This window comes from Aequorivita nionensis (assembly GCF_046352995.1).
GTDB lineage: Bacteria > Bacteroidota > Bacteroidia > Flavobacteriales > Flavobacteriaceae > Aequorivita > Aequorivita nionensis.
In genome coordinates this window covers 1,415,247-1,440,784 of the sequence record NZ_CP130281.1, presented here as the reverse complement: position 1 = coordinate 1,440,784, position 25,538 = coordinate 1,415,247, and the positions used below count along the sequence as shown (strand labels likewise).

The window sequence follows — 25,538 nt, the reverse complement described above, 5'->3', positions numbered from 1 at the left end:
CCATATTGGCAAGCCTTTTTGTTTATTAACTATTTAAAGAAATTATTCTGAAGCGGGAGCTCCGGATAGAATTTCATCATTTGCATAACTTTCAAATTTAGCAAAGTTCTCTTTGAAAGAGTTTGCCAATTCTTTTGCTTGAATATCATATGCCTTTTTGTTCTTCCAGGTTTCCTTAGGGTTTAATATTTCCGAAGGAACGTTCGGACAGGATTTCGGCATCATCAAATTGAAAATTGGGTGCTTTTCAAATTCAACATCTTTCAGTTTTCCTTCCAATGCAGCAGAAATCATTGCACGGGTGTATTTCAGTTTCATTCTACTTCCCACACCATAAGGTCCACCTGTCCATCCTGTATTAACCAGCCAAACGTTAACACCAGCTGTCTTCATCTTTTTGCTTAACATTTCGGCATACTCTGTTGGGTGAAGTGGCATAAAAGGGGCGCCAAAACATGCTGAGAAGTTTGGCGTTGGCTCGTTTATTCCTTCTTCAGTTCCTGCAACTTTTGCAGTATAACCACTAATAAAGTGATATGCCGCTTGCCCAGGAGTCAATTTTGAAATTGGAGGCAAAACACCAAAAGCATCTGCAGTTAAGAAGAAAATATTTTTTGGGTTGTGGCCTATCGATGGCACTTGAATGTTTTTAATGTGATAGATTGGATAACTAACCCTTGTGTTTTGGGTAATGGAAGTATTGGCAAAATCAACTTCGCCATTTTCATCCATTACAACATTTTCAAGGATTGCACCTGGCTTTATAGCATTAAAAATATCTGGTTCGTTTTCTTCAGAAAGATTTATAACCTTCGCGTAACAACCTCCTTCAAAGTTGAAGATTTTGTTGTCTTCAGTCCAACCGTGTTCGTCATCACCAATCAATTTACGATCTGGGTCTGCAGAAAGTGTTGTTTTTCCAGTTCCTGATAGGCCAAAGAAAATAGCCGTTTCTCCATCATCACCAACGTTTGCAGAGCAATGCATTGGCATTGTGTTTTTATCTACAGGGAGAATAAAGTTAAGAGCAGAAAAAATTCCTTTTTTAATTTCACCAGTATATCCTGTCCCACCAATTAAAGCTATTTTTTTTGTGAAGTTTAATATTGCAAAATTATGTTGACGGGTGCCATCTAATTCTGGATTTGCCAAAAACCCAGGCGCATTCACAATAAGCCATTCTGGGTCAAAAGATGCCAATTCTTCTTCATTGGGACGAAGAAACATATTGTGGGCAAACATATTAGACCATGGGTTTTCAGTAATTACCCGAATGTTTAGTTTGTATTTTTCGTCAGCGCAGGCATAGCTATCGCGAACGTACACTTCTTTTCCTGAAAGATAATCAACAACCTTGTTGTAAAGCGCATCGAACATATCTGGCGGAAACGGAATGTTTACGTTTCCCCACCAAACTTTGTCACGAGTAACATCGTCTTTTACAATAAATCTATCTTTTGGGGACCTTCCTGTAAATTCTCCAGTGTTTACTGACAAGGCACCACTAGCGGCTTCTTCACCTTGTCCTTTTTGCAATGTTTCGTCGTGAAGTTCTTCAGAAGAAAGTTGATATTTAACTTTTGCATTTTTGATTCCGTATTTATCAATCGAAATCGTTTTCGTAGCTTGGTTTTTATCGACCATACCTTTTTTAAATTTTGTAGAGTACAAAAGTAGCAAATCTTAGAGAGATTGAAGAAAATATAAAAAACATTTATTTGTTCTTTAACGTAAGTATCTTGTAAGCAAACCAAAACCAACCAATGATAAACATTAACCCTCCAATTGGGGTTATAAATCCAATCTTGGCAGCGTTAAAAGGCAAAACTTCATTCAGCGCGAGCAGATAAATAGACCCCGAAAAAAGGATTATTCCTAAAATAAAAAACCAAAACACAGTTTTTTTTAGTTTCTCTTGAATTGTTGGAGCCAATCCCAACACTAAAATGGCGAGACAATGGTACATTTGGTAGCGCACGCCAGTTTCAAAAGTATTTAATGCCGAAGCTTCCACAATATTTTTTAAACCGTGTGCTCCAAAAGCCCCAAGAGCAATTGTGAAGGCGGTGAGAAAAGAAGCTGTCACCACCATTTTTTTATCTAAAACTGTCATTTTTAAAATTTGGAATTAGTAATTTCGTCCATTACAAAATCTATCTTCAAAGTTAACAAAAAACTCTCCCAATGAGAAACATATTAATTATAGGTGCAGGAAGATCTGCCACAAGTTTGATTCGTTATTTGCTTGACAAAAGTGAAAAAGAAGACCTTTTTATAACCATTGGGGATATTTCCATTCAGTCTGCGCAAAAATTTACAGCTGGCCATCCCAATGCCCGAGGGATTATGCTCGATGTTTTTAATGATGTGCAAAGAAAGGAAGCGGTGGAAAACAGTGATTTGGTAATCTCCATGCTTCCCGCACGCTATCATATTGAAGTAGCCCGCGATTGCATTGAATTTGGAAAGCATATGGTTACGGCATCTTACGTAAGCAAAGAAATGCAGGCGCTGAACCATAAAGCCGAATCAAAAGGCTTGGTTTTTATGAATGAAATTGGGCTCGATCCTGGAGTGGACCATATGAGCGCCATGCAAGTGATTGATAGAATTCGTGCCAAAGGCGGAAAAATGCTGCTTTTTGAATCGTTCTGCGGAGGCTTGATTGCCCCGGAAAGCGATAACAATCTTTGGAATTATAAATTTACCTGGAATCCACGAAACGTTGTTTTGGCAGGCCAAGGCGGCGCTGCGGAATTTATACAGGAAGGTAAATACAAGTATATTCCGTATCACAGACTTTTCCGAAGAACCGAATTTATCAATATTGAAGGGTATGGCAAATTTGAAGTGTATGCCAATCGAAATTCCTTACAATACCAGTCAGTTTATGGATTGGAAAATATTTTAACGCTGTATCGCGGCACCATTCGCCGTGTGGGTTTCAGCCGCGCCTGGAATATGTTTGTTCAGTTGGGAATGACCGATGACAGCTACACCATTCCCGATTCTGAAAATATGAGCTATCGAGAATTCGTGAATCTTTTTCTACCCTATTCACCATCAGATTCAGTAGAATTAAAACTTCGCCACGCTCTGAAAATAGAACAAGATGATTTAATGTGGGACAAATTGGAAGAATTGGATCTTTTCACCAAAGAAAAAACTTTGGGAATAAAAGATGCAACTCCAGCAATGGGACTTCAAAAAATACTGGAAGACAAATGGACTTTGGCCCCACACGATAAAGATATGATTGTAATGTATCATAAGTTTGGCTATGAATTAGATGGAAAACAATACCAGATTGACAGTCACATGGCATTGATTGGAGAAGACCAAACCTACACCGCAATGGCGAAAACCGTTGGACTTCCTGTAGCAATTGCTGCTTTGAAAATTTTAAATGAAGAAATAACCACTCCCGGAGTTCAACTTCCAATCGCAAAAGAAGTTTACGAACCAATTTTAAAAGAATTAGAAGAAAACGGAGTCATTTTTCACGAGGAAGAAGTGAAATATGCGGGCTACAATCCGGACAATGTTCATTGAGTAGTGAGTAGTGAGTAGTGAGTAATGAGTAATTGAGTAATGAGTAATGAGTAATGAGTAATGAAAAAACCCGCGTATCCGCGGGTTTTTTTAATTCAAAAATCGACAATCGTCAATCTAAAATCGTAAATCGTTTTATCTTCTTCCCAAGAAAATTGAGATGAAATATAGCAAGGTTGCCAAAGAACCAAGCGCTGCAACAACATACGTTCTCGCCGCCCATTTCAATGCGTCTTTTGCTCCTGCGTGTTCCTGTGGCGTAACCATATTGCTGCTTTCCAACCAAACCAGCGCTCTTTTACTTGCGTCAAATTCCACTGGAAGCGTTATAAAAGCAAAAGCCGTAGTTACTGCAAAAAGTAAAATTCCTACTCCGAAAATCCAAGTCCCAAAAGTGGAACCAGTTGCGAAAAGAATAATACCGGCCATAATCACAAAATTGGAAAGTTTACTTGAAACGCTAACCGCCGGAACAATGGTGGATCGCAATTTCAACCAACTGTAAGCTGTGGCGTGTTGCACGGCGTGGCCACATTCGTGGGCCGCAACCGCTGCCGCAGCTGCGTTGCGCTGCATATAAACTGGCTCACTCAAGTTTACCGTTTTCTTTGATGGATCATAATGATCCGTCAATTGTCCTGCAACAGAAATAACCTGAACATCAGTAATACCGTTATCGGCGAGCATTTTTTCGGCGATTTCCTTCCCGCTCATTCCATTTTGAAGGTGGATTTTGCTGTATTCCTTAAACTTGCTTTTCAATTTGTGGCTTACGTACCAACTCACCAAAAAGATTATTCCTGCAATTATATAGTATCCAAACATTTTTTTTAGTTTTTAAATTCTTACTTCAAATTTAATCAAAAAGCGTGCAAATTTTTAACCCACGATATTTACGATTTTTCCGGGCACGATAATTACCTTTTTCGGCGTTCTTCCCTCTAAATATTGGGCTGTCTTCTCGTGTGCCATTACGGCAGATTCAATTTCATCTTTGCTTAAATCAAGTGGAAGTTCCAAGGTAAAACGCATTTTTCCGTTAAAGGAGATGGGGTATTCCTTGTTGCTTTCCACCAAATATTTCTCCTCAAATTTTGGGAAAGGCGCTGTGGAAATGCTTCCCGAATGGCCCAATTTCTCCCAAAGCTCTTCCGCAATATGCGGCGCATAGGGCGAAATAAGAATTGCCAACGGCTCCAAAACTTCGCGTGAATTACATTTTTCTGCCGAAAGCTCGTTCACCGCAATCATAAAAGAGGAAACCGAAGTATTGAAACTGAAATTCTCAATATCCTCCTGTACTTTTTTGATGGTTTTGTGCAAAGTTTTCAAGCTATCTTTTGAAGCCGAATCATCCGAAACATAAAAACTTTCGTTCTCGCCCGAATGATACAATTTCCAAAGTTTTTTAAGGAAACCGTGTACGCCCGTAATACCGGCGGTATTCCACGGTTTTGCCTGTTCCAGCGGGCCGAGGAACATTTCGTACATTCTTAAAGTGTCGGCGCCGTATTGCTCGCAAATATCATCGGGGTTTACCACGTTGTATTTGCTTTTGGACATTTTTTCTACTTCGCGGGAAACTTTGAAACTCCCATCTTCTTCAGTAATAAATTCTGCGTTTTTATATTCTTCTCGCCAATTTTTGAAAGTTTCAATGTCTAATTCATTTTTTGTCTCATTTATCAAAGCTAAATCAACGTGAAATGGAGTATAACTAAATTCAATTTCTTGGTTTTTAAAATCAGGATTTAATTCAATAAATTTCTGTAATATAATATTGTATGTTTTCGAATTAGAATCTTTATCAATGTTATGAATATGTTTTAAACTTTTATCAATAAAAGAATCAGATATAAGAATCGGAACTGAGCTTTGAAATACATAATAAGTATCGCCTTTATTATAACCTGCCGTAATTCTATTCACAAAAGCACTCTCCCCCAAAATCATCCCTTGATTTATCAGCTTCTTAAAAGGTTCGTCCACGGGCACCAAGCCGCGGTCGTGCATAAATTTTACCCAAAAACGGCTGTACAATAAATGGCCGGTGGCATGCTCGCTTCCGCCAATATATAAATCCACGTTTTTCCAATAGTTCAATGCTTCTTTTGAGGCAAAAACTTCGTCGCGCTTTTCATCTTCCATATATCGGAAAAAGTACCAACTACTTCCCGCCCAACCCGGCATGGTGTTCAATTCCAAAGGAAAAACAGTTTTGTGGTCAATCAACTCACAACTGACAACCGACAACTCCTTTTCATTCCACGCCCAATCATCGGCACGGCCCAACGGCGGCTCACCTTCTTCGGTTGGCAGGTATTTTTCAACTTCGGGAAGGCGCAATGGCAAAGATTCCGTAGGGATAATTTGCGGCATTCCGTCTTTGTAATAAATAGGGAAGGGCTCGCCCCAATAGCGCTGGCGACTAAAAACGGCATCGCGCAATCGGTAGTTTATTTTGCCTTTGCCAATCCCTTTTTCCTCCAAGGCAGCGATTATTTTATCGGTAGCTTCGGCATAGTTTAAGCCGTTGAGAAAATCGCTATTGGCAATAATTGTATTTTCCTTATCGGAATAGGCTTCCTCAGAAATATCCGCATCCTTAAATATATTCGGAATGGGCAGATTGAAATGTTTCGCAAAATCATAATCGCGCTGGTCGCCACAGGGAACGCTCATTACCGCGCCCGTGCCGTAACCCGCCAAAACGTAATCGCCAATCCAAATTGGAATAGGTTCCTTTGTAAATGGATGCTCCGCATACGCGCCCGTGAACACGCCGGTGATGGTTTTTACATCGGCCATTCGTTCGCGCTCGCTGCGTTTTGCGGTGGCTTCCACATACTTTCCAACTGCTTCTTTATGTTGGGCGGTGGTGATTTTTGAAACCAAATCGTGCTCCGGCGCCAAAACCATAAAACTTACTCCGAAGATGGTATCGGGGCGGGTTGTAAACACTGGAATTTTGAATTCTGAATTCTGAATTTTGAATTCCACCGTAGCCCCTTTGCTCCTGCCAATCCAATTGGTCTGCGAATCCTTCAATGGTTGCGGCCAATCTATTTTATCTAGTCCGTCCAATAAACGCTGAGCGTAGGCTGTGATGCGCATGCTCCACTGTTTCATCTTTTTTCGCACAACCGGATAGCCGCCGCGTTCGGAAACGCCGTTTACTATTTCGTCATTTGCCAAAACGGTTCCCAGTTGCGGGCACCAGTTTACTTCGGTTTCGGCCAAATAGGTCAATCTATATTTTAAAAGGATTTCCTGCTTTTTAGTTTCAGAAAAACCAAGCCAATCCGAAGCCGTGAAATGTGCAATTCCTTCATCGCAAACTGCGTTTATGTGAATATTTCCTTCAGAAGAAAAAATGGCGCGAAGCTCTTCAATAGAGCGAGCTTTATCTAAATCCTTATCATACCAACTTTCAAAAAGCTGCAGGAAAATCCACTGCGTCCATCTGTAATATTCAGGGTTTGAAGTACGCACCTCTCGGCTCCAATCGAAGGAAAAACCTATTTTATCAAGCTGTTCGCGGTAACGGGCAATATTTTCTTCAGTAGTTTTTGCGGGATGCTGCCCCGTTTGGATGGCATATTGCTCTGCCGGAAGTCCGAAAGAATCATAACCCTGCGGATGCAACACATTAAACCCTTGGTGGCGTTTGTAGCGCGCATAAATATCACTGGCAATGTACCCGAGCGGATGCCCAACGTGCAAGCCCGCGCCGGACGGATAGGGAAACATATCCAAAACATAGTATTTCGGTTTTTCGCTATCGTTCTCGGCCTTAAAGGTTTGATTTTCGGCCCAATGTTTTTGCCACTTTGCTTCTATCTCGTTGAAGTGATATTTGCCCATCTTCTTGTTTTTCTTTTGAAAATTATTTCCACTGGTGGAAAGAGCCGCAAATTTAAGGTTTATTGGAAGAAGTAAAACCCTATATTTTAAAAATTTGGATGTAGCAAATTTCCGGAATAAAGTACCCAAATCATCGAAAGAATTGCGGAAACGTTGATGGCGATCCCGAAGATTTTCATTTGTCTCAACGTATAAGGTTTGTCTTTGAAAAAAACGAAAATATCCAAAATCAGCCAAAGCGAAAAAACCGCCAAAAAGCCCGACAATACCCAATCATCAAACCAGAATTTCAAGATATACGCTTCAAATAATAGTAGAAAAAGCATTAAAAACTTCGCATTTTTTCTTCCTATTAAAACTGCAGTGGTTTTCTTTCCGACCAACTTATCGGGTTCAATATCCATAATTTCCCCAGCAATATGGGCTTGAAAAGCAAAGAGTGTGAGGTAAAGCATTGTTTGCCATGGAAGCATTTCCAAATTGTTCAGCTGAATACTGAAAAGTGCCGTGAAAACATATCCAACCTGTATTAAAATCTCAAACGGCGGGCGTTCTTTTAGTCGAAAGGGTTTGTAGTTGTAAATGATATTAATAACAATCATAAACAATAAAAGAATGAAAAGTTCGCCGCCGCCAACGTAAGCGAAATATGCCAAAAAAGGCACCATTACACAGCAGATGTGCCACGGTACGTTGGTTAGTTCTTCTTTGCTCAATTTGGCACCAAAAAGATAGTTTCCCTTTCGCGGGTTTAAGGAATCTGCTTTGCCATCAGTAAAATCATTCAATCCGTAAACCAAGAAATTCAAAGGAAAAGTAACAAAGAAGAGTCCAACCCAAAAAAGTGGTTTTTCCCAAAAGTTTGAAGCTAGTTGGAATGGAACCAAATAAATCCAAATTGTTGGAAACCAAAGTCCCGGTCGGGAAATTTTTAGGGATTTTAGCAAATTTTTTATGATAATACCGAAATTTAGGGCACTCCAAAAATAATCTTATTATAACAAATTGGAAACTTTCGGCGTTGTTTAACACAAGATGCAAAATTACTTGTATTTTTACGGCAAAATTCAGCAAACCCTATGAGTTCTTCTTTTGAAAAATATCAAAAACGCAGGTTGATTTCTTCCTATTTTTCAGTAGTTATCAGTATTTCACTGGTTCTTTTTCTATTGGGCCTGTTGGGATTGTTGGTTTTGAATTCAAAAAAAGTAGCCGATTATTTTAAGGAACAAATTGCGATAACCGTTTTTTTGAAAGACACGGCGAAGGAAGTTGAAATTACGCAACTCAAGCAAAGTCTGGCTTTGGCGGAATATACCAAGTCTGCAACTTTTGTTTCAAAGGAAGATGCCGCAAAGGAACATCAAGAAACTTTGGGCGAAAATTTCATTGAATATTTAGGCGAAAATCCACTTCAAAATAGCATTGACGTTTATATTTTGGCAGATTATGTTACGCCCGCAAAAATGGAGGAAATCACAAACGAGCTGAAAAGCAAGGATTTTGTGGACGATGTTATTTATGACAAACCTTTGATTGCACAACTCACCGAAAACGTGAAACGCATCAGTTTTTGGGTTTTGGTAGTCAGCGGAATTTTCACGTTTATTGCGGTATTGCTTATAAACAGCAGCATTCGATTAAGTATTTATGCGAAGCGATTTACCATAAAAACAATGCAAATGGTTGGAGCGACCAAGAAATTTATTCGCCAGCCTTTTGTTTGGAAAAGTGTTCGCCTCGGCATAGTTGGGGCCATAGTCGCTATGATCGGGATGGCATTGGTGTTGTATTACCTCAACGAAAGTTTCCCGCAATTACAATTGCTGGGAGATCCGGTTTTACTAACTATCCTTTTTGCTTTTATACTTTTAATGGGCGTTATTATTACTTGGATAAGTACTTTTATCGCAACACAGCGTTTTTTGAATTTACGCACGGACGATTTATATTATTAGATTTGAAAAACCTGAAACTTTAAACCTGAAACCTGAAACTCTGAAATAATGGGAGAGAAAAAACGCAAAGAAGAAACAAAAACAGAATTTGTTTTTGATAGAAAAAACTACAAGTTCATGCTTATTGGCGTGGCATTTATAGTTCTTGGGTTTATACTGATGACCGGTGGCGGAAGTGATGACCCAAATGTTTTCAATCCAGAAATTTACAATTGGCGACGCATCCGTTTAGCTCCAGCAATGGTGCTTTTAGGATTTGCCATTGAAGTTTACGCCATTTTATTGAAACCCGACAGCAAAGAAGAAAATTAGTGGATACTTTACAAGCCATTGTCCTTGCGATTATTGAAGGTTTAACCGAATTTTTGCCCGTTTCTTCCACGGGACATATGATTATCGCTTCCTCCTTTTTTGGGATTGCTGGCGATGACTTTACCAAACTTTTTACCATCGTTATCCAGCTGGGAACTATTATGAGCGTTGTGGTTTTATACTTCAAACGCTTTTTTCAAACTATGGATTTTTATTATAAGCTTTTTGTGGCTTTCCTGCCTGCCGTATTTTTAGGATTGCTTTTAAGTGATTTTATTGACAGTCTTTTAGAAAACCCCATTACAGTAGCTATTTCGTTAATAATCGGTGGATTTATTCTTTTAAAAGTGGACGATTGGTTTGGTGATGGCGAAGAAACTGAAATCTCCTATTTAACCGCATTAAAAATTGGGTTCTTCCAATGTTTGGCAATGATTCCGGGCGTTTCCCGAAGTGGAGCAAGTATTGTGGGCGGTATGAGCCAAAAACTTTCGCGAACAGTGGCTGCTGAATTTTCTTTCTTTTTGGCAATTCCAACGATGCTAGGCGCAACGGTAAAGAAAAGCTATGATTATTACGAAGCAGGCTTCCAGCTTTCTTCGGAACAAGTGAATCTTTTGATTATTGGAAATGTTGTCGGTTTTATTGTCGCTTTGATTGCTATAAAATCCTTCATCAATTATTTGAGCAAGCACGGTTTTAAAATATTTGGCTATTATAGAATTATCGCCGGAATCGCCGTTTTATTGATTCATTTGTTTATTCAAGAACTTACCGTAATTTGATGACTGCGGAAGATTACAAAGAAGGCCAAGTAATTTTGATAGACAAACCTTTGGAATGGACTTCATTCCAAGCGGTAAATAAGGTGCGATGGCTCATCCGAAAATCCTTCGACATTAAAAAGATAAAAGTTGGGCACGCCGGCACGCTCGATCCTTTGGCTACAGGGCTTTTGATTATTTGCACGGGTAAATTCACCAAAAAAATAGATACTTTTCAAGCGCAGGAAAAAGAATATACCGGAACTTTTACTTTGGGCGCAACCACGCCCAGCTACGATTTGGAAACTGAAACTGACCAAATCTTTGATATTTCCGAAATCACTTCAGAAAAAATATACGAGGCCACAAAGCAATTTTTAGGTGAAATTCAGCAACAACCGCCTGTTTTTTCTGCTTTAAAGAAAGATGGAAAACGTTTGTATGAATTTGCGCGAAGTGGCGAAGAGGTGGAAATTCCCTATAGAACAGTAACCATTTCAGAATTTGAAATAACAAACATCGAACTTCCAAAAATAGATTTTCGCGTGGTTTGTAGTAAAGGCACTTATATTCGTTCGCTTGCGAATGATTTTGGAAAGGCTTTGAACAATGGAGCGCATCTTTCCGCTTTGCGAAGAACAAAAATTGCCGACTTTTCTGTTGAAAACGCTGTTGGTATTGAAGCCTTTGAATCTTCGCTTCCAAGTTAAAATAACGCTAATAGCCTCTTAATTTTCAGCGTTTTTGTGGAATTTTGCACAAAATTTCGGTACTTGCAATAATGAACTTCAATTATTCATACAGAGCTTTTCTTATAACTTCACTGCTTACAGGCATTTTAGTGTTATCATTATATAGCATTAAATTGTCCAAGGAAAAAGTGGAAACAAATGAGGAAACCTATGATGTGGTTATGGCTCCCGAAGAATTGCTCCCCGAAGACCTCGCCATTGCAGAGCTTACGCCGGAAAAAGTGAAAGTGGAAACCAACCGTGCATATAATGAAGCCGAAAAATTTATTTCTTCCGTAGAAAATGAAAATCAGGAAGAAACGGAAACCACAGAAGGCAAGCTTCAAGAAATGAACGAGGCCCTGGAGAATTCAAAAAGTGATAATGGAAATGGGGCTTCGGTAATAACCAAACCTGAAAAAGAAAAAAAGAAGAAGTTTTCCAACAGTGAAAGTGAAAAAGAAGGTGAAGCTGTCGTAAAAAGCGGCAATAGAAATACCACAATTAGCTATCAATTGGTAAATAGAAAAGATATCGACCTTCCCAATCCGGTTTATACTTGTTACGGTTCTGGAAAAGTTGTTATAAATATTGAAGTCAATAATTTGGGGAAAGTAGTGAAGAATTCATACAATAAAACTTCTTCCACAACTTCAAACGAATGCTTGATTGACGCGGCTTTGGAATATGCAGAACAAGCGCGCTTCACCACCGATGCTTCAAAAACGAAACAATTGGGCACGATTACATTTAATTTTCCCGGACAACAATAAAAAAGTGTTCAGTTGGCAGTTGCAGTTGGCAGTAATTATAGTCTTGCTTCTTATTCGATAATCTCAATAAACAAAATTTAAAATTATGTCTTCAGAAAAAGTGCGCTGTGGTTGGTGCGGTACCGATCCGCTTTACGTAAAATATCACGATGAGGAATGGGGCGTTCCGGTTAAGGATGATAAAACGCTTTTTGAATTTTTAATATTGGAAACCTTCCAGGCAGGATTGAGCTGGATTACCATTCTTCGGAAAAGGGAAAATTTTAGAAAAGCTTTTGACAATTTCGACTATAAGAAAATAGCGAAATACGACCAATCAAAAATTGATTCATTGCTTCAAAATGAAGGGATTATTCGCAATAAATTGAAGGTTCACGCTGCAGTTACAAACGCAAAACTCTTTATGGAAATCCAAAAGGAATTTGGCAGTTTCAGCAATTACATTTGGGAATTTGTAAACCACAAGCCCATTAAAAATACTTGGAAAACGCATACTGATGCCCCAGCAACAACAGCAATGAGTGATGCCTTGAGCAAGGATTTAAAAAAGCGTGGGTTCAAATTCGTTGGCAGTACAGTTGTTTATGCACACATGCAAGCTACGGGAATGGTAAACGACCACATTGAAAACTGTTTCCGCTATCACGAAGTGTGATTATTTTAAAAAGGAAGTTTTTAGGGAAGCTGTGGAGTTTGCAGCCGCAACGGCTTTCAAAGTCTGATTGTATTGATGCGCTAATTCCGGATCTGTATTTTTTTCTTCAGCAAATAATTTTTGAAACCAAGCCAGTGCCTTTCCGTATTCGTTTTTGAAATAATATGCCGTTGCAAGTTTTTTATAGATGAAGGGTGTTCCGTAGCCTTCCACAACCACTTGTTCATATACACGAACCACATCAATATCCTTATTGACGTCGGTTTTATGCGAATTGGTTTGTGAAAAAGAAAAAGTGGAAATACTGGCAAATAAAAATAATGCAAGTAGGTTGCGCTTTGTAATCATTGGGGATATCGAGTTTTACAAATAGCTGTTTTTTAATGGGAATAAAGCTATCTGTGAGGTTTGTTAATCAAAAAAACTAAAAAGCTTTCAATATATTGCCACGATAGAATAATTTAACAAAGTTGTGCTACATTTTTGCTTCAATTTGAAAAAACAAATTCTATATAATCAATGCTTTTTTTGGTTTTCAAAAAGCATTTACAGCTTAATAACTTTTCTATGAATTTTTCCAAAGTCACCTTCAAAGGTTATCAATAGGGTTCCTTGCCAGTTTTGATTAAGATCTAAGGTTATTTTTCCATTTCCGTTTTCAACCTTAGTTTCATATAATTTCTGGCCCAAAAGGTTGTGAATTTTTACAGAAACTTGACCTTGAATGGCATTCATATTAAAAGAAACTTTTCCTGTAGTTGGATTAGGATAGGCAGCCGAAATATGATTCTGCGCCCACTCATCAACGGAGAGAGTTTCCACTTGAATGGTCCAATAACCTTCTGGCGCAACAATAGGGCGGGTTAATTCCTTTCCAGAAAAAGCTTTTGCCCAAATATAATATTCTATGTTAGTGGGTGAATTCGGGATAGTTAAATCTGCTGTCCAATAATCAGAATTGGAAGGAGCCATGTCAATTTCGTTGAAAGTATTTGTCCCCTCTTCCCTCCAAAAAACCTTGGCTTGTTCTATAAATGAAACGTGTTTTATAAACGCATCAATAGTTACTGTACTTCCGGCATTGGCTTCATCAATTGGTTGATGAACTATCCAAAGCGGTTCCGCAACGCCAATAGTGTGCGTAATGCAATGAATAGCACCCAAAGAATTTATTAAATTTTCACCTGGATTATCTACATCAATCCCCACAACATTATAACCCGGCAACATTTCCTGGTATTGGGCCAAAGCTGGCACATCAACTTCGGGACGGTAGGTGGGCACCATAATGGTTTTGTTCACGAAAACAGCATTGCTATAGGTATTGTATGGGCCACCTGTGTTTGGATAGTTTCCGCCTGCACTTGGTGGTGCGTCAATCCATTCAATATCATAAGGAGTTCCAAATGGCGATTCAAAATTATCCAAAACATACTGAATATTTGCTTCAATCTGTGGGCCATCGGCTACTCCGGGAGGATATTTGCTTACGAGGATTGTCTCTTCATCAAGCAATTTCATGTGCATATCAATATGGTGGATTACGTCATAAGGCAATGTATTCATTTTAACGAAACGGTTAATTCCCATATATTCCTGCATAATCCCGTCAATTTGGGCTTCGGTTTTAACGCTTACTCCGTAGGGATTTCCAGCGGCATTTTCGTTCAAAATTAAATTTGAAGCAAAAGCATTTCCCATCCCGTCACTCATATAATTTCCACCTGTGTTAACCAAATCATTTGTGCCCGAATTGGTTGTATAAAGTGGGATACCAGCTTGTGCTGCGTGGGCTACAGGCATTACATCATCATTTGGGCGAGGACGGTTATAAATCCAATCAGTCAATGCAAGTTCGCCCACATCGTCCGAATAAATTGTGTTTCCAGCATAATCACGAATCCAAATACTGTCCCACGGCACATTTAAAAATGTAACATTCGTTATATCTACACCGTTTGTGGTTAAGTAATTAGAAACCGAAGCTTGGTTTTGAGTTGTAATGATCACTTTGCATTCCTGCACCCCAGCCTGAACAATTTGCCGAAGAATATTTGGGTAGGAAGGATTCCAAGTCACCAAAAGATATTCTACCTCCTCCCATTCTGCAGCGGCACGCACGGGGCCAGAAGGCGGAGGGGAAAATCGCGGATTTGTAAATTGAAATTCCGAAACCAGTGCTTTTTCTGTTTCGGTTAAATTGTGAGGGAGATTCGGTTTTTCCTGTGAAATGGAAAAGGTGGATTGTAATGCCATCAACAATACCAAAAGGTATTTTGTGTAGTTATTTTTCATCTGAATAGTGAATTGTGGATTACGAAGATAGAATTTTAAATTATTGTATAGTTAACTGTTCCCCATAATTTTATAATACCAATAGCTCAAAAAACTCCTCTCTCCCAATCTCCTCCGCCCCCAAACTTTCCAAATGCTCGTTGTAAACCTGGCAATCAATAAACTTATAATCTTTAGTTTTTACATATTCCGAAAGATGATAAAAAGCCACTTTTGAAGCATCGTTCACCAAACTGAACATACTCTCGCCACAAAACACTTTTTTTTGCGGAAGATCAATTCCGTAGAGGCCGCCAACAAGTTTTTCATCTTCCCAAACCTCAACGGAAACTGCGTGGCCGGCACTGTGCAATGCAATATATGCTTGCTGCATTTCTTTGGTAATCCACGTTCCAGCTTGTCCTTTTCGCAGAACGGTGGCGCAGTTTTTAATAACTTCAGGAAAATTTTTGTTGAAGGTAATTCTGAATTTTTCACTTTTTAATGTCTTCCGAAGACTTTTGGAGACCTTAAATTTTTCGGGAAATAATATCATCCGCGGGTCAGGGCTCCACCACAGAATAGGCTGATCGTCTTCAAACCACGGAAAAATTCCTGAATGGTATGCAAGCAGCAAACGTTCCGTTGAAAGATCACCGCCAATGGCGAGCAAACCATCGGAAGTGGCTTCCGTAGGATTTGGGAACCAAAGTTTTTCGGTTAAAAAATTCATGGTTCAAAATTGCTGAATTTTTTTCATTAATAACAATTCGTGGACGATTATGGGTTTTGGTTTCTGGGTTTTGGGTTTGTATGAAAGGACAATGGTTTTTTTGCAAGATATAATTGACATTGTTCAAGATACAATTGGCAATGCGTAAGATATAATTGGCAATGTGCAAGATACAATTGGCAATGCAGGAGTTGCAAATAGCGTTGTAAGAGATGCAAATAGCGTTGCAAGAGATGCAATTGGCAATGCAGGGGTTGCAAATAGCGTTGCAAGAGATGCAATTGGCAATGCAGGAGTTGCAAATAGTGTTGTAAGAGATGCAAATAGCGTTGCAAGAGATGCAATTGGCAATGCAGGGGTTGCAAATAGCGTCGTAAGAGATGCAATTGGCAATGCAGGAGTTGCAAATGGCTTTGCAAGAGATGCAATTGGCAGTGCGGGAGTTATAAGCATGAAAAAACCTCGAATTTTTGCATGGCTTCGAGGTTTTTTAAACAATTATTTTTTTTTTTGCTATTTCTTAAAAAGGAAGATCATCGTGTTCTTCTTCGTTAAAATCGTTTGCTGGCTCAAAAGCTTCCGCTGGAGGCATTGGAGGCATATCGCCACTTCCAGATGCTTGCGAAAGGTTTTCAACACGCCAGCCTTGAATGCTGTTGAAATATTTGGTCTCGCCCTGTGGGTTTACCCATTCGCGGCCGCGAACGTTGATACTCACTTTCACATCCTGCCCTACTTTATAATTGTTCAACAAATCTGTTTTGTCCTGTACAAATTCAATCAAAATATGTTGCGGATATTGTTCTTCGGTAGTAATTACCAGCTCGCGTTTCCTAAACCCATTGTTTCCGTAGGTTTTGGTTTCATCTATCATCTTAATTTTTCCTTGTAGTTCCATCGTTTTATTGTTTATTCTTAATTGTTTTTCGTTCTATTTTTTACTTAAAAGCACCTTCCAAGCATCATCTATTTTCCCTTCACACAACAAGTCTTGAGCTTTTTTATGAATTTCTAAAGAATTGCCTTCATCCCGCAACCATTTTAGTTCTTCCGAAGCATTTATAAAGGTATTAATTTCTTCCGAATTTGGGAAATTTTCTACGTTGCCAAGCATCCCCAAATCATTTCCTGTCAAGACTTTGCTAAGGCGAATTTCTTCCGGAAGGCTATCAACGCCAACCCCCAACGTTGTCAATGGTTTTGGAACTTCAAAAAGGCCTTCTTTGGCACGGCTGTACCAATTGCCGCCAAGTCTGGAAACCGTGTCAATTTTAAAAGGATCGATGTTGCCATCTTCGCCTAAAATTTCTTCTTTTATGTGAAGTTTTACCACTTCGCAGATAACCAAATTTCCGGCGCCGCCTTCAGTACCCAGTTTAATTACGTCGTTTACCTTACATTCCAGTTGCACGGGAGCTTCGGCCACGCGAGGTGGTTTTACCATTTCCGAAGGCAATTCGGTAAAACCGGCTTTTGTGAACTCGTTTACACCCTTTGCATATTCGGTTGAGGATAGCGAAACTTGCTGAACCATTTCAAAACTCACAATGTTTATAACCACTTCGGGCACTTCCAAAACATTTTCATAGGTGTGTTTTGTTGTGTTATCGCGACCCCGGCGTGCGGGCGAAAAAACCAAGATTGGCGGTTTGGCGCTAAAAACATTAAAAAAACTGAAAGGCGAAAGGTTCACGTTTCCCTCGCTGTCCATGGTACTCGCAAAGCATATTGGCCGTGGCGAAACGGCGCCCAAAAGGTAGCCGTGCAGTTTTCCCGTAGATAATTCGTGTGGTTCAATAGAAATCATTGCTTGCAAAAGTACCCAAAGATTATAGCTTCTAAAAACATGATTGTACAATAATATCAACATATTTGCTTTATATTTAAACTGGAAAAAAATTCTTTATGTTGCGCAACAAATCACTCTCCCGTTGGGGATTTATTTTAGCTTCCCTTATTGTTATCAGTCTTATTTTGTGGAATACCTTAGTTTTTTTTCAACAATTAAAGGCTAATGAACGCGCCAAGATGGAGATTTGGGCCGCAGCCTATCATGATCTTCTGCAAAACCCAATGGTGGGAGAAATGATTTTAACGGTAATCCAGAGTAATACCAGCACCCCTATGATTCTCTATACAGAGAAGGAAAAAGCCTATACTGAGCGAAATATTGATTCTTTGGAAATAAATTCTATCGAAAAAAAGAAAAAATTAATACAGCAATTCTCTTCTGAATATACACCTATTGAAATTCGAAACGAAGACGAACTTCTTTCTACAATTTATTATGGAAATTCCCCATTGATTAACAAACTGAAATATTATCCCGCATTTTTGATTTTAATAATCTTTCTCTTCATTTTAGCAGTTTACCTTTTCTACAAAACCTCCAAATCTGCCGAGCAGAACAGGCTTTGGGCAGGAATGGCAAAGGAAACGGCGCATCAAATTGGCACACCGCTTTCCTCTTTGGTGGGTTGGACTGAAATATTAAAAAGTGAAAATGTGAATCCGGAATATATTCTTGAAATGGAGAAAGACATTTCTAGATTGGAAACCATAACGGATCGTTTTTCAAAAATAGGGTCGGTGCCAAAACTTGAACAGTATGATTTGGTTGAAGAAACAAAAGCTACTTTTAATTATTTACAAAAACGCACCTCAAAGCTGATTAACTTTCAACTCAACGTTCCAGAAAAACCAATTTATGTTGAATTGAACCCACAACTTTTCAGTTGGACTATTGAAAATTTAGTGAAAAATGGTATTGATGCTATGAAGGGAAAAGGAACCATTTCCATTTCCATAGAAAAGAACTCAAAAAATGCTTTGGTTCACATAACCGACACAGGAAAAGGCTTGTCAAAAAGTGAGTTTCGAAAAATATTCACCCCAGGACACACTACAAAAAAAAGAGGTTGGGGATTGGGTTTATCTTTGGCAAAACGTATTATTGAAGAATATCACAACGGAAAAATTCGCGTTTTGAAGAGTGTCCCAAATCAAGGCACAACAATGGAAATAGCCTTAAAGACTGAAAGTTAATAATGAAACGAAAAACACATATTTTACATACAGCACCCATTAAGAACAACTGTCCAACCTGTTTTGGAACAGATGGCTTGGAATTTACCTTTATTCAAGAAGAAAAGGAAACTCCATTTTTTAAAAAACCAGCCATAGAAATTGAAAACAAGCTTTACTGCAAGACGTGTAAAAACGATATTTACCCAGTAGACTGGACGGAAGATATTGAACGCGTTTTTGATTACAATAAAAAAATAGCGGAAACCAATAAACAGTATTTAAAGGTAAAGCCGCTATTTTATATTTCTGTGGTTGTGGCTATCGTTCTGGTTGCCGCTGTAGTCTATATTTTAATTCCTTCTTAAGGTTTTAATTTTTCGGCAATCGCTTCAGCTAAGGTTTCAAATTCCTCTGAAGTCATTTTTATTTTTTTAGTGAACCGCATATCATCCATTTCATTCAAAGGAATAAGATGTACGTGAACGTGTGGCACTTCCAAACCTACAACTGCCATTCCCACACGCTTGCATGGAACGGTTTTTTCAAGGGCACGGGCCACTTTACGGGAAAACTGCATCAATTGTAAATACATATGTTCGCCCATATCAAAAATCTTATCTACCTCTTCTTTTGGAACACATAATGTATGACCTTTTGCATTCGGATTTATATCCAAAAACGCAATAAAATTATCGTCTTCGGCAACTTTATAACAAGGAATTTCACCCTCGATTATTTGTGTGAAAATTGATGCCATAACTAGTTTCTTGAAATTTCTAATATTTCGAATTTAAGCACTCCGTTAGGAACTTGTATTTCGGCAACTTCTCCCTTTTCTTTTCCAAGCAATCCTTTTCCGATTGGAGAATCTACAGAAATTTTTCCCGTTTTAAGGTCAGCTTCACTTTGCGCTACCAACTTGTAGGTCATTTCCATTCCGTTGTTTTGATTTTTAATTTTCACGGTTGAATGCACCAAAACCTTGCTCAAATCTAATTGAGATTCATCTATTAAACGAGCATTGGCAAGTATTTCTTCTAGTTTTGCAATTCGCATTTCTAACATTCCTTGTGCTTCTTTTGCTGCGTCATACTCTGCATTTTCACTCAAATCACCTTTATCGCGTGCTTCTGCAATGGCATTAGAGGCTTTTGGGCGCTCCACATCGCGCAATTGGTCCACTTCATCTCTTAACTTTTTTAATCCTTCAGCTGTGTAATAAGATACTTTACTCATAACTTCATCGTTTGTGTATGCAGAACATACATATTCTTTAATATAACAAAATCCCGACTCGTGGCGGGACTCACTTTAATAAATTGAAAAAATCCCATACGGTGACGGGATTGTGTTTAACAAATATACTAAAAATTTACTTGTTGCGTAATTTGTTGTAATTTCGACCTAAAATTTAATTGTTTTGATGAAAAATAAAATATTCTTCCTATTAATGGTTTTTATAACCTTATCGTGTTCAAAAAATAACGATAAGCAAGACCGTAATCCATATTTAACAGATCCTGTAGTAAGTTTGAATTTAAATTTAAACCTTCCTGAATACAATCGATTAAAATTTCCGGGAGAATCTGTCATCACTTCACAAGGCATTAAAGGCATCGTGGTAATCTGCGTAAGTGAGACACAATATTTTGCTTATGATTTAACTGACCCAAACCACGTACCCAGCAATTGCTCTCGAATGGAAATTAATGGTCCTGTAGCAAGTTGCCCCTGCCAAAATGATGAAAATGAGTATAATCTCATAAACTTTGGAAGACATACTTCCGACCCAGACGGTAAATATCCGATGCAGTCATATCGCGCCGAGCGCAATGGCAATAATATTGTAATCAGCAATTAATTTTTTTAAAACTTAACCGTCGCCCCGACCAAAAAGTTAATCGTCGCCTGCGGATAATAACCTGCACCTTCAATAGTAGTAACGGTTCCAGGATTGCTGAAATCGTCATCATAAGTATAAAGGTATCCGTTGGAAATATATTTCACGTTGAAAATATTATTCACCAATGCCGAAAAAACTACTTCTTTTATCCAAGGAAGATTGTCCAAAGTGTAAACGATATTCAAATCGTTGATAAAATAACTGTCCAATTTTGAAGCTTCGCTATCAATATTCCCCATATACTGTTCGCCTACAAATTTTGAAAGGAAACCTAATTGCAATTTTTTAATAGGCGAATATTCCAGCATATTTCCAGCAACTATTGAAGGTGAAAACGAAATATTTGTATTGCCGAGATTTACCAATTCGCCATCGCGAGAAGCAACGAAATCTACATTTTTATTGGTACTCAAAGCAATATTTGGAAGCGTTCTCAAATTTTTCAAAAGCTGTATTTCGGCATCCACTTCCAATCCCAAACGGTAGCTTTTTCCGCTGCTGGTTCTTAAGGCCGCACCCACGTCGTTCAATTCGCCAGAAAGGACTAATTGGTCTTTGTAATTCATATAAAACACATTTGTATTCACTTTTGTTTTTTCTGAAGCGAAACGCCAACCCAATTCAAAATCGTCCAGTTTTTCCGGAGTAATAATTCCTTGTTCATAATCGTTTCGGGAAGGCTCGCGATGGGCTTTTCCATATGAAAAATAGAATTGATTTGAAAGATTCAATTTATAAGTCAATCCCGCTTTTGGGTTGAAAAACGAATAGTTTTCATCTACATTCAAAGGAACCAAATCTGAAGTAATCCCAGAAGTTTTATAATTCAAAAACCTACCCTGCAAATCGCCAAAAACGCTCCACTGCTCGTCAATTTTATAGGTTGCCTTTGAAAAAACGGTGAACTCACTTTTCTCGCCATTTCCTTCGTAATAACGATCTCGAATTTCCGAATCGCTGGCGTAGCGCGCCCAGATTACTTCGCCGTAATGGTCGCCAGTGTAATAACTGTAAAAAGCGCCACCGGTAAAATCAATTTTGTTGTTTTTGTAATTCACGTTTGCATTTGCTGCATAAAAATCATTATCCAACCAACGACGGCGGATTACATCGGTTGTATTTATTGTATCGTTGCCAATTTCAATCGGTTCAAAACCGTAGGTTTCAAAATCTTCGTCTTCTTTATATTGCTCAAAATAACCCTTTCCTTTTGTGTAATTGAAAGAAACATTTGTGCTCCAATTGTTATTGAAACGTTGGTTCCAAAGCAATTGATAGTGATCTTGCGCATAATTATCCACTTCGTTATCATAAAACTGAATGTTTCCATCTTCATCGGTGTATTCACCAACAGTATTATAGGTTCTATCATTTTTAAGCTTTTCGGGATCTTCCAAACCGTTCCAAGATTGGTAGGTTTCTTCTCTTCCACCAAAAACCAAAGCCTTAATCAACGTGTTTCTATTCACAAATGCTGCTTGTAGAAAATAGGATTTCAAGTCGGAACTGGCCCTGTCAATATATCCATCAGATTTGATTGTTGACAACCTTCCCGCTAATTCAAAATGGTCGGAAAGCAAGCCAGTGCTGAACTTGACGTTATGTTTGTGTGTATTATAACTTCCGAAGGAATTTGCAATTTCACCATACGCTTCATTTGAAACGGCATCGCTCAACAAGTTCAAACTCGCGCCAAAAGCACCAGAACCGTTGGTTGAAGTTCCCACGCCACGCTGCAATTGCAGACTTTGCACCGAAGAAGTAAAATCGGGCAAATTCACCCAAAATGTACCTTGGCTTTCGGAGTCGTTGTAGGGAATTCCATTCAGTGTAACATTCACCCGCGAAGCATCGCTCCCGCGAACCCGGATGTAAGTATAACCCACACCAGCACCAGCGTCGCTCGTAGTTACAACCGACGGAAGATAATTGAGCATATACGGAATATCCTGCCCAAGGTTTCGCTTTTCAAGTTCTTCTTTATCGAGGTTTGAGTGGGTAATTGGCGAATCTGCTTCAACACGGACGGCTTTTACCAAAACTTCGTCCAATGATTCAACTTTTGTGGAATCTTTCGTTTTTTCCTGCGGCGTTTCCTGCGCAGAAACGGAAATAAACAATAAACTTAAAACTGCGGAAATCAATAACTTTTTCATTCGTAAAAAATAATTTTATACGAATAAAAGGGGCGTTATTCTTGGTTTGTTAAATGGTTACATAAAAAAACCCTGAAAACATTGCGTCGTGCAATATTACAGGGGGTTCCTATTTGTTATCCCTTGGCGGCATTACCCGCCCAGGTTCTTTGGGTATAATCTCAGCCTTTTTAAGTTGGAATTTTGGGCGACGAGCGACGAAAAAGTTTCGTAACTCGTATCTCCAATTTCGTACTTCCAAAAGCACCCCTTTGAGATGTTCGGCAAAAGTACATTTCTTTTTTCAATTTCTTCCAATACTTCGGCATCGTTTTAGTTTTTGATTTCGATTTCGATTTTTTTTACCATATTCTTAATACTTCCTCTTTTTTTTAGTCTTTACATTTGAACGATGGCCACTTCAAAAAATAAATTCACCTTTAAAATTATTCTTAGCTACCTCGTTTTGGGAGCTTTATCGGTTTTGGTTGGCGCTTTTTTATATTCTGAATTCAAAAATTTCACTGCCGAATCTACTGAAACAAAAGGCGAAAAAAAATTCATTGAAACCGGAACGCTCATCAATCTGGTTTACGAAACAGACGGATTTTCAAGACTTGCGCTCTTAACGGAAAGCGATGAAGATTTTGAAAAATATATGGCCAAAACCGATTCGCTTTTTAAAAAAATTGAAGAAATAAAGTCGCTCACAAATAATGATTTTCAATTAAAGCAACTTGACAGTGTAAAATCTTTATTAAAAGATAAAAACCGAAATATTGAACAGCTTCGTATTCTTCGATTGACCAACAAAAAAGACACTTCGCTGGATGATATTATGAAGGAAGTGCGCAAGTTGGAATCCTCCGTTGGCTTGTATTCTGTGGAATCATTGATCAGAAATCCTTCAAAATTAAGCAATCGGGAACGAAGGGTTTATGAGGCATACGCAGATTATCTGAACAGAGATGCAACCCGCGATACTTCTACCGTGAAGTCGAAAACAGTAGATTCCATGCTTATTGCTTCTCGATATATTGTTGCCGAAGCCAAAAAAGAAAACTCGAGAATTCGGGAATCTTTGATACAAAAAGAGAATGAATTGATTCGAAACGACCTCAATATTTCAGAACGTTTGCGGGAAATAATTGCCAGTTTTGACCTCGAAATTGCAAAAAACAATAATCTGGAAAAACAACAGCGGGCCGAATCTATGGAACGCACAAAGGAAATTCTGAAGTTTGCGGGCATCTTGGGCGGCATCGTGGTTTTGTTATTTTCATATTTTATACTTTCAGATTTTTTTAGGGCAGAACGCTTTAAAAAGAATTTGGAAGAGTCAAAAAATTATGCAGAATCACTTTTGAAAAGCCGCGAACAGCTCATTTCCACGGTAAGTCACGATTTAAAAACACCTTTAAACACTATTAGCGGTTATGCTGAATTGTTTGAAAACTCAAACCTTTCCGAAAAACAAAAGAACTATTTGTCGCAGATTACTTCAAGCTCGCATTTTATTGCGCATTTAGTTGATGACTTGTTGGATTTTTCAAAATTGGAAGCTGGAAAATTACCTTTGGAAAGTATTCCTTTTTCTCTTGAAAATATAATTAGAGAAGCCGGAAACGCGGCCAAACAAGTGTTCCTTCAAAAGCCCGTAGCGTTGAAAATTTCGATTTCAGAAACTCTGAATGATCGAATTTTTGAAAGTGATCCATTGCGAATTAGGCAGATTATAAATAATCTTGTCGGCAATGCTTTTAAGTTTACCGAAACGGGAAGTGTTGAAATAAAGGTAAAGGAAGTTGAAAAAAACAATAAAATTTCAACGGTTCAAATTTCGGTAATCGATACTGGAATTGGCATTTCCGAAGAAAAACAGCAGCTCATTTTCAATGAATTTACACAGGCCGAAACTGAAATTGCACACAAGTTTGGCGGCAGCGGTTTGGGACTTGCCATTTCAAAAAAACTCACCGAGCTTTTGGGTGGAAACATAAAAGTGGAAAGTGTTTTAGGAAAAGGAAGCAACTTTATATTGACGCTTCCGCTGAGAAATTCAGAACGGGTCTTGACCAAAACAATTCCGAAAGAATCCAATTCATTTAAGGGTTTGAAAGCTGTAATTATTGACGATGATGAGGCGATGCGCGCCCTTTTGCAGGAAATTTTCGGGCAGATGGATATTGCTTCGGAAGCATTTCAAAGTTATGAGAGTTTTCGAACCGGTTCGGATTTTGATTTTGTTTTAACCGACATCCAAATGCCAAAAACCGACGGTTTTACAGTTTTGGAAAAATTGAAAAACGGCGAAATAAATTCCTATAAAAACCAGCCCGTAATAGCAATGACGGGAAGTAGGGAGCACAGCCGTGATTTCTACCTCAAAAAAGGGTTTTCTGAAATGCTGCCGAAACCCTTTTCAAAACAGGAACTCGTTACGGTTTTGGAGCGCATTTTCCCAAACCGCAGGAATTTTTCGAAAGAAAATATTGTGGGTGAAATTTTCAAATCAAATTCCGCAGCCAACGAAAAATTTGACCTTTCCCTTTTAAAATCCTTTTTAAATACCCCCGAAGCCTTGGAAGAAGTGCTGGAGGTCTTCAACACACAAACCGAAAAAGATTTGCAACAAATAAAAAATTCAATTGCCGAAAAGGATATAAATACAATAACCGAAATCGCCCACAGAATGTTGACGATGTTCCGCCAATTAAAGGCGAAAGAAGTGATTCCTATCCTTGAAAAAATGGAGGATTACACTGCCGAAATAGTTGAACCTGTGGAAATGAAGATGGATTTTGAGAAGCTTATTTTGAACATTCGGGATTTACAAAATGCGCTTTCAATCCGATAA

25 protein-coding genes are annotated in these 25,538 nt (G+C 38.6%); 11 read left to right on the top strand and 14 right to left on the bottom strand.

Going from position 1 to position 25,538, the window contains the following annotated elements:
- Positions 1–42: 42 nt before the first annotated feature.
- Together pckA and Q2U82_RS06510 are read right to left on the bottom strand one after the other, a co-directional pair.
- Positions 43–1,644 carry a phosphoenolpyruvate carboxykinase (ATP) gene (pckA, locus tag Q2U82_RS06515; RefSeq protein WP_410006880.1) on the bottom strand — a complete coding sequence of 534 codons (1,602 nt, stop codon included), beginning with the start codon at positions 1,642–1,644 and terminating at the stop codon, positions 43–45.
- A 70-nt stretch (positions 1,645–1,714) separates the two neighbouring features.
- Positions 1,715–2,113 carry a DUF423 domain-containing protein gene (locus tag Q2U82_RS06510; protein WP_410006879.1) on the bottom strand — a complete coding sequence of 133 codons (399 nt, stop codon included), beginning with the start codon at positions 2,111–2,113 and terminating at the stop codon, positions 1,715–1,717.
- A 71-nt stretch (positions 2,114–2,184) separates the two neighbouring features.
- On the opposite strand from Q2U82_RS06510, the gene Q2U82_RS06505 reads away from it, so the two are divergent.
- A complete protein-coding gene (locus Q2U82_RS06505; RefSeq protein WP_410006878.1) occupies positions 2,185–3,552 on the top strand; it encodes a saccharopine dehydrogenase family protein in 1,368 nt (455 codons plus the stop codon).
- 135 nt (positions 3,553–3,687) lie between these two features.
- Here Q2U82_RS06505 and Q2U82_RS06500 read toward each other — a convergent pair whose 3' ends face one another.
- The 3 genes from Q2U82_RS06500 to Q2U82_RS06490 form a co-directional block, all read right to left on the bottom strand.
- On the bottom strand, positions 3,688–4,377 hold the full coding sequence (locus Q2U82_RS06500; protein WP_410006877.1) for a zinc metallopeptidase: 690 nt from the start codon (positions 4,375–4,377) through the stop codon (positions 3,688–3,690).
- Between the two features lie 54 nt (positions 4,378–4,431).
- Positions 4,432–7,416 (bottom strand): leucine--tRNA ligase, encoded by a 2,985-nt coding sequence (locus tag Q2U82_RS06495; RefSeq protein WP_410006876.1) that lies wholly within the window; start codon positions 7,414–7,416, stop codon positions 4,432–4,434.
- A gap of 86 nt (positions 7,417–7,502) precedes the next feature.
- Positions 7,503–8,363: a UbiA family prenyltransferase gene (locus Q2U82_RS06490; RefSeq protein WP_410006875.1), complete on the bottom strand. Its 861-nt coding sequence runs from the start codon at positions 8,361–8,363 to the stop codon at positions 7,503–7,505.
- A 132-nt stretch (positions 8,364–8,495) separates the two neighbouring features.
- On the opposite strand from Q2U82_RS06490, the gene Q2U82_RS06485 reads away from it, so the two are divergent.
- The 6 genes from Q2U82_RS06485 (at position 8,496) to Q2U82_RS06460 (ending at position 12,609) form a co-directional block, all read left to right on the top strand.
- On the top strand, positions 8,496–9,374 hold the full coding sequence (locus Q2U82_RS06485) for a cell division protein FtsX (protein ID WP_068761830.1): 879 nt from the start codon (positions 8,496–8,498) through the stop codon (positions 9,372–9,374).
- A gap of 48 nt (positions 9,375–9,422) precedes the next feature.
- Positions 9,423–9,686, top strand: coding sequence for a DUF3098 domain-containing protein (locus Q2U82_RS06480; protein WP_068761829.1), 264 nt, complete (start codon positions 9,423–9,425; stop codon positions 9,684–9,686).
- Positions 9,686–10,471: an undecaprenyl-diphosphate phosphatase gene (locus Q2U82_RS06475; RefSeq protein WP_410006874.1), complete on the top strand. Its 786-nt coding sequence runs from the start codon at positions 9,686–9,688 to the stop codon at positions 10,469–10,471. Before Q2U82_RS06480 ends, Q2U82_RS06475 begins: the two co-directional genes overlap by 1 nt.
- On the top strand, positions 10,471–11,160 hold the full coding sequence (gene truB, locus Q2U82_RS06470) for a tRNA pseudouridine(55) synthase TruB (protein ID WP_410007141.1): 690 nt from the start codon (positions 10,471–10,473) through the stop codon (positions 11,158–11,160). The genes Q2U82_RS06475 and truB overlap by 1 nt, the downstream gene beginning before the upstream one ends.
- A gap of 71 nt (positions 11,161–11,231) precedes the next feature.
- Positions 11,232–11,954: a hypothetical protein gene (locus Q2U82_RS06465; protein WP_410006873.1), complete on the top strand. Its 723-nt coding sequence runs from the start codon at positions 11,232–11,234 to the stop codon at positions 11,952–11,954.
- 85 nt (positions 11,955–12,039) lie between these two features.
- The gene (locus Q2U82_RS06460) at positions 12,040–12,609 is read left to right on the top strand and encodes a DNA-3-methyladenine glycosylase I (protein WP_410006872.1); all 570 of its coding nucleotides are present in this window, start codon (positions 12,040–12,042) and stop codon (positions 12,607–12,609) included.
- Here Q2U82_RS06460 and Q2U82_RS06455 read toward each other — a convergent pair whose 3' ends face one another.
- From Q2U82_RS06455 to Q2U82_RS06430, 6 genes are all read right to left on the bottom strand, one after another.
- Positions 12,610–12,957, bottom strand: coding sequence for a hypothetical protein (locus tag Q2U82_RS06455; protein ID WP_410006871.1), 348 nt, complete (start codon positions 12,955–12,957; stop codon positions 12,610–12,612).
- Positions 12,958–13,155: 198 nt separating this feature from the next.
- Entirely contained in the window at positions 13,156–14,904 is a 1,749-nt protein-coding gene (locus Q2U82_RS06450; RefSeq protein ID WP_410006870.1) for an agmatine deiminase family protein, read from the bottom strand.
- Positions 14,905–14,974: 70 nt separating this feature from the next.
- Positions 14,975–15,616: a leucyl/phenylalanyl-tRNA--protein transferase gene (gene aat, locus Q2U82_RS06445; protein ID WP_410006869.1), complete on the bottom strand. Its 642-nt coding sequence runs from the start codon at positions 15,614–15,616 to the stop codon at positions 14,975–14,977.
- Between the two features lie 123 nt (positions 15,617–15,739).
- Positions 15,740–16,114 carry a hypothetical protein gene (locus tag Q2U82_RS06440; RefSeq protein ID WP_410006868.1) on the bottom strand — a complete coding sequence of 125 codons (375 nt, stop codon included), beginning with the start codon at positions 16,112–16,114 and terminating at the stop codon, positions 15,740–15,742.
- 22 nt (positions 16,115–16,136) lie between these two features.
- Entirely contained in the window at positions 16,137–16,514 is a 378-nt protein-coding gene (locus Q2U82_RS06435; protein ID WP_410006867.1) for a DUF3127 domain-containing protein, read from the bottom strand.
- A gap of 33 nt (positions 16,515–16,547) precedes the next feature.
- Complete coding sequence (locus Q2U82_RS06430) at positions 16,548–17,423, bottom strand: flavin reductase family protein (RefSeq protein ID WP_410007140.1); 876 nt, start codon at positions 17,421–17,423, stop codon at positions 16,548–16,550.
- Between the two features lie 98 nt (positions 17,424–17,521).
- Here Q2U82_RS06430 and Q2U82_RS06425 point away from each other — a divergent pair, with 98 nt between their 5' ends.
- Together Q2U82_RS06425 and Q2U82_RS06420 are read left to right on the top strand one after the other, a co-directional pair.
- Positions 17,522–18,661, top strand: coding sequence for a sensor histidine kinase (locus Q2U82_RS06425; RefSeq protein ID WP_410006866.1), 1,140 nt, complete (start codon positions 17,522–17,524; stop codon positions 18,659–18,661).
- Positions 18,662–18,663: 2 nt separating this feature from the next.
- Positions 18,664–19,008, top strand: coding sequence for a hypothetical protein (locus tag Q2U82_RS06420; RefSeq protein WP_410006865.1), 345 nt, complete (start codon positions 18,664–18,666; stop codon positions 19,006–19,008).
- Here Q2U82_RS06420 and Q2U82_RS06415 read toward each other — a convergent pair.
- Together Q2U82_RS06415 and greA are read right to left on the bottom strand one after the other, a co-directional pair.
- Positions 19,005–19,400 (bottom strand): HIT family protein, encoded by a 396-nt coding sequence (locus Q2U82_RS06415; protein ID WP_410006864.1) that lies wholly within the window; start codon positions 19,398–19,400, stop codon positions 19,005–19,007. The two genes, Q2U82_RS06420 and Q2U82_RS06415, sit on opposite strands and share 4 nt — an antisense overlap.
- Before the next feature lie 2 nt (positions 19,401–19,402).
- On the bottom strand, positions 19,403–19,879 hold the full coding sequence (gene greA, locus Q2U82_RS06410) for a transcription elongation factor GreA (protein WP_410006863.1): 477 nt from the start codon (positions 19,877–19,879) through the stop codon (positions 19,403–19,405).
- 187 nt (positions 19,880–20,066) lie between these two features.
- On the opposite strand from greA, the gene Q2U82_RS06405 reads away from it, so the two are divergent.
- Positions 20,067–20,504 carry a hypothetical protein gene (locus Q2U82_RS06405; protein WP_410006862.1) on the top strand — a complete coding sequence of 146 codons (438 nt, stop codon included), beginning with the start codon at positions 20,067–20,069 and terminating at the stop codon, positions 20,502–20,504.
- A 5-nt stretch (positions 20,505–20,509) separates the two neighbouring features.
- Here Q2U82_RS06405 and Q2U82_RS06400 read toward each other — a convergent pair whose 3' ends face one another.
- Positions 20,510–22,702, bottom strand: coding sequence for a TonB-dependent receptor (locus Q2U82_RS06400; RefSeq protein WP_410006861.1), 2,193 nt, complete (start codon positions 22,700–22,702; stop codon positions 20,510–20,512).
- Positions 22,703–23,093: 391 nt separating this feature from the next.
- Between Q2U82_RS06400 and Q2U82_RS06395 the strand changes: the two genes are divergently transcribed.
- The gene (locus Q2U82_RS06395) at positions 23,094–25,538 is read left to right on the top strand and encodes a hybrid sensor histidine kinase/response regulator (RefSeq protein WP_410006860.1); all 2,445 of its coding nucleotides are present in this window, start codon (positions 23,094–23,096) and stop codon (positions 25,536–25,538) included.

Coding starts and splice junctions, on each gene's coding strand:
- Q2U82_RS06480 (WP_068761829.1), top strand. CDS start 9,423: ATGGGAGAGAAAAAACGCAAAGAAGAAACAAAAACAGAATTTGTTTTT.
- Q2U82_RS06460 (WP_410006872.1), top strand. CDS start 12,040: ATGTCTTCAGAAAAAGTGCGCTGTGGTTGGTGCGGTACCGATCCGCTT.
- truB (WP_410007141.1), top strand. CDS start 10,471: ATGACTGCGGAAGATTACAAAGAAGGCCAAGTAATTTTGATAGACAAA.
- Q2U82_RS06465 (WP_410006873.1), top strand. CDS start 11,232: ATGAACTTCAATTATTCATACAGAGCTTTTCTTATAACTTCACTGCTT.
- Q2U82_RS06455 (WP_410006871.1), bottom strand. CDS start 12,957: ATGATTACAAAGCGCAACCTACTTGCATTATTTTTATTTGCCAGTATT.
- Q2U82_RS06400 (WP_410006861.1), bottom strand. CDS start 22,702: ATGAAAAAGTTATTGATTTCCGCAGTTTTAAGTTTATTGTTTATTTCC.
- aat (WP_410006869.1), bottom strand. CDS start 15,616: ATGAATTTTTTAACCGAAAAACTTTGGTTCCCAAATCCTACGGAAGCC.
- Q2U82_RS06435 (WP_410006867.1), bottom strand. CDS start 16,514: ATGGAACTACAAGGAAAAATTAAGATGATAGATGAAACCAAAACCTAC.
- Q2U82_RS06420 (WP_410006865.1), top strand. CDS start 18,664: ATGAAACGAAAAACACATATTTTACATACAGCACCCATTAAGAACAAC.
- Q2U82_RS06425 (WP_410006866.1), top strand. CDS start 17,522: ATGTTGCGCAACAAATCACTCTCCCGTTGGGGATTTATTTTAGCTTCC.
- pckA (WP_410006880.1), bottom strand. CDS start 1,644: ATGGTCGATAAAAACCAAGCTACGAAAACGATTTCGATTGATAAATAC.
- Q2U82_RS06500 (WP_410006877.1), bottom strand. CDS start 4,377: ATGTTTGGATACTATATAATTGCAGGAATAATCTTTTTGGTGAGTTGG.
- Q2U82_RS06395 (WP_410006860.1), top strand. CDS start 23,094: ATGGCCACTTCAAAAAATAAATTCACCTTTAAAATTATTCTTAGCTAC.
- Q2U82_RS06430 (WP_410007140.1), bottom strand. CDS start 17,423: ATGATTTCTATTGAACCACACGAATTATCTACGGGAAAACTGCACGGC.
- Q2U82_RS06415 (WP_410006864.1), bottom strand. CDS start 19,400: ATGGCATCAATTTTCACACAAATAATCGAGGGTGAAATTCCTTGTTAT.
- Q2U82_RS06505 (WP_410006878.1), top strand. CDS start 2,185: ATGAGAAACATATTAATTATAGGTGCAGGAAGATCTGCCACAAGTTTG.
- Q2U82_RS06510 (WP_410006879.1), bottom strand. CDS start 2,113: ATGACAGTTTTAGATAAAAAAATGGTGGTGACAGCTTCTTTTCTCACC.
- Q2U82_RS06450 (WP_410006870.1), bottom strand. CDS start 14,904: ATGAAAAATAACTACACAAAATACCTTTTGGTATTGTTGATGGCATTA.
- greA (WP_410006863.1), bottom strand. CDS start 19,879: ATGAGTAAAGTATCTTATTACACAGCTGAAGGATTAAAAAAGTTAAGA.
- Q2U82_RS06495 (WP_410006876.1), bottom strand. CDS start 7,416: ATGGGCAAATATCACTTCAACGAGATAGAAGCAAAGTGGCAAAAACAT.
- Q2U82_RS06485 (WP_068761830.1), top strand. CDS start 8,496: ATGAGTTCTTCTTTTGAAAAATATCAAAAACGCAGGTTGATTTCTTCC.
- Q2U82_RS06405 (WP_410006862.1), top strand. CDS start 20,067: ATGAAAAATAAAATATTCTTCCTATTAATGGTTTTTATAACCTTATCG.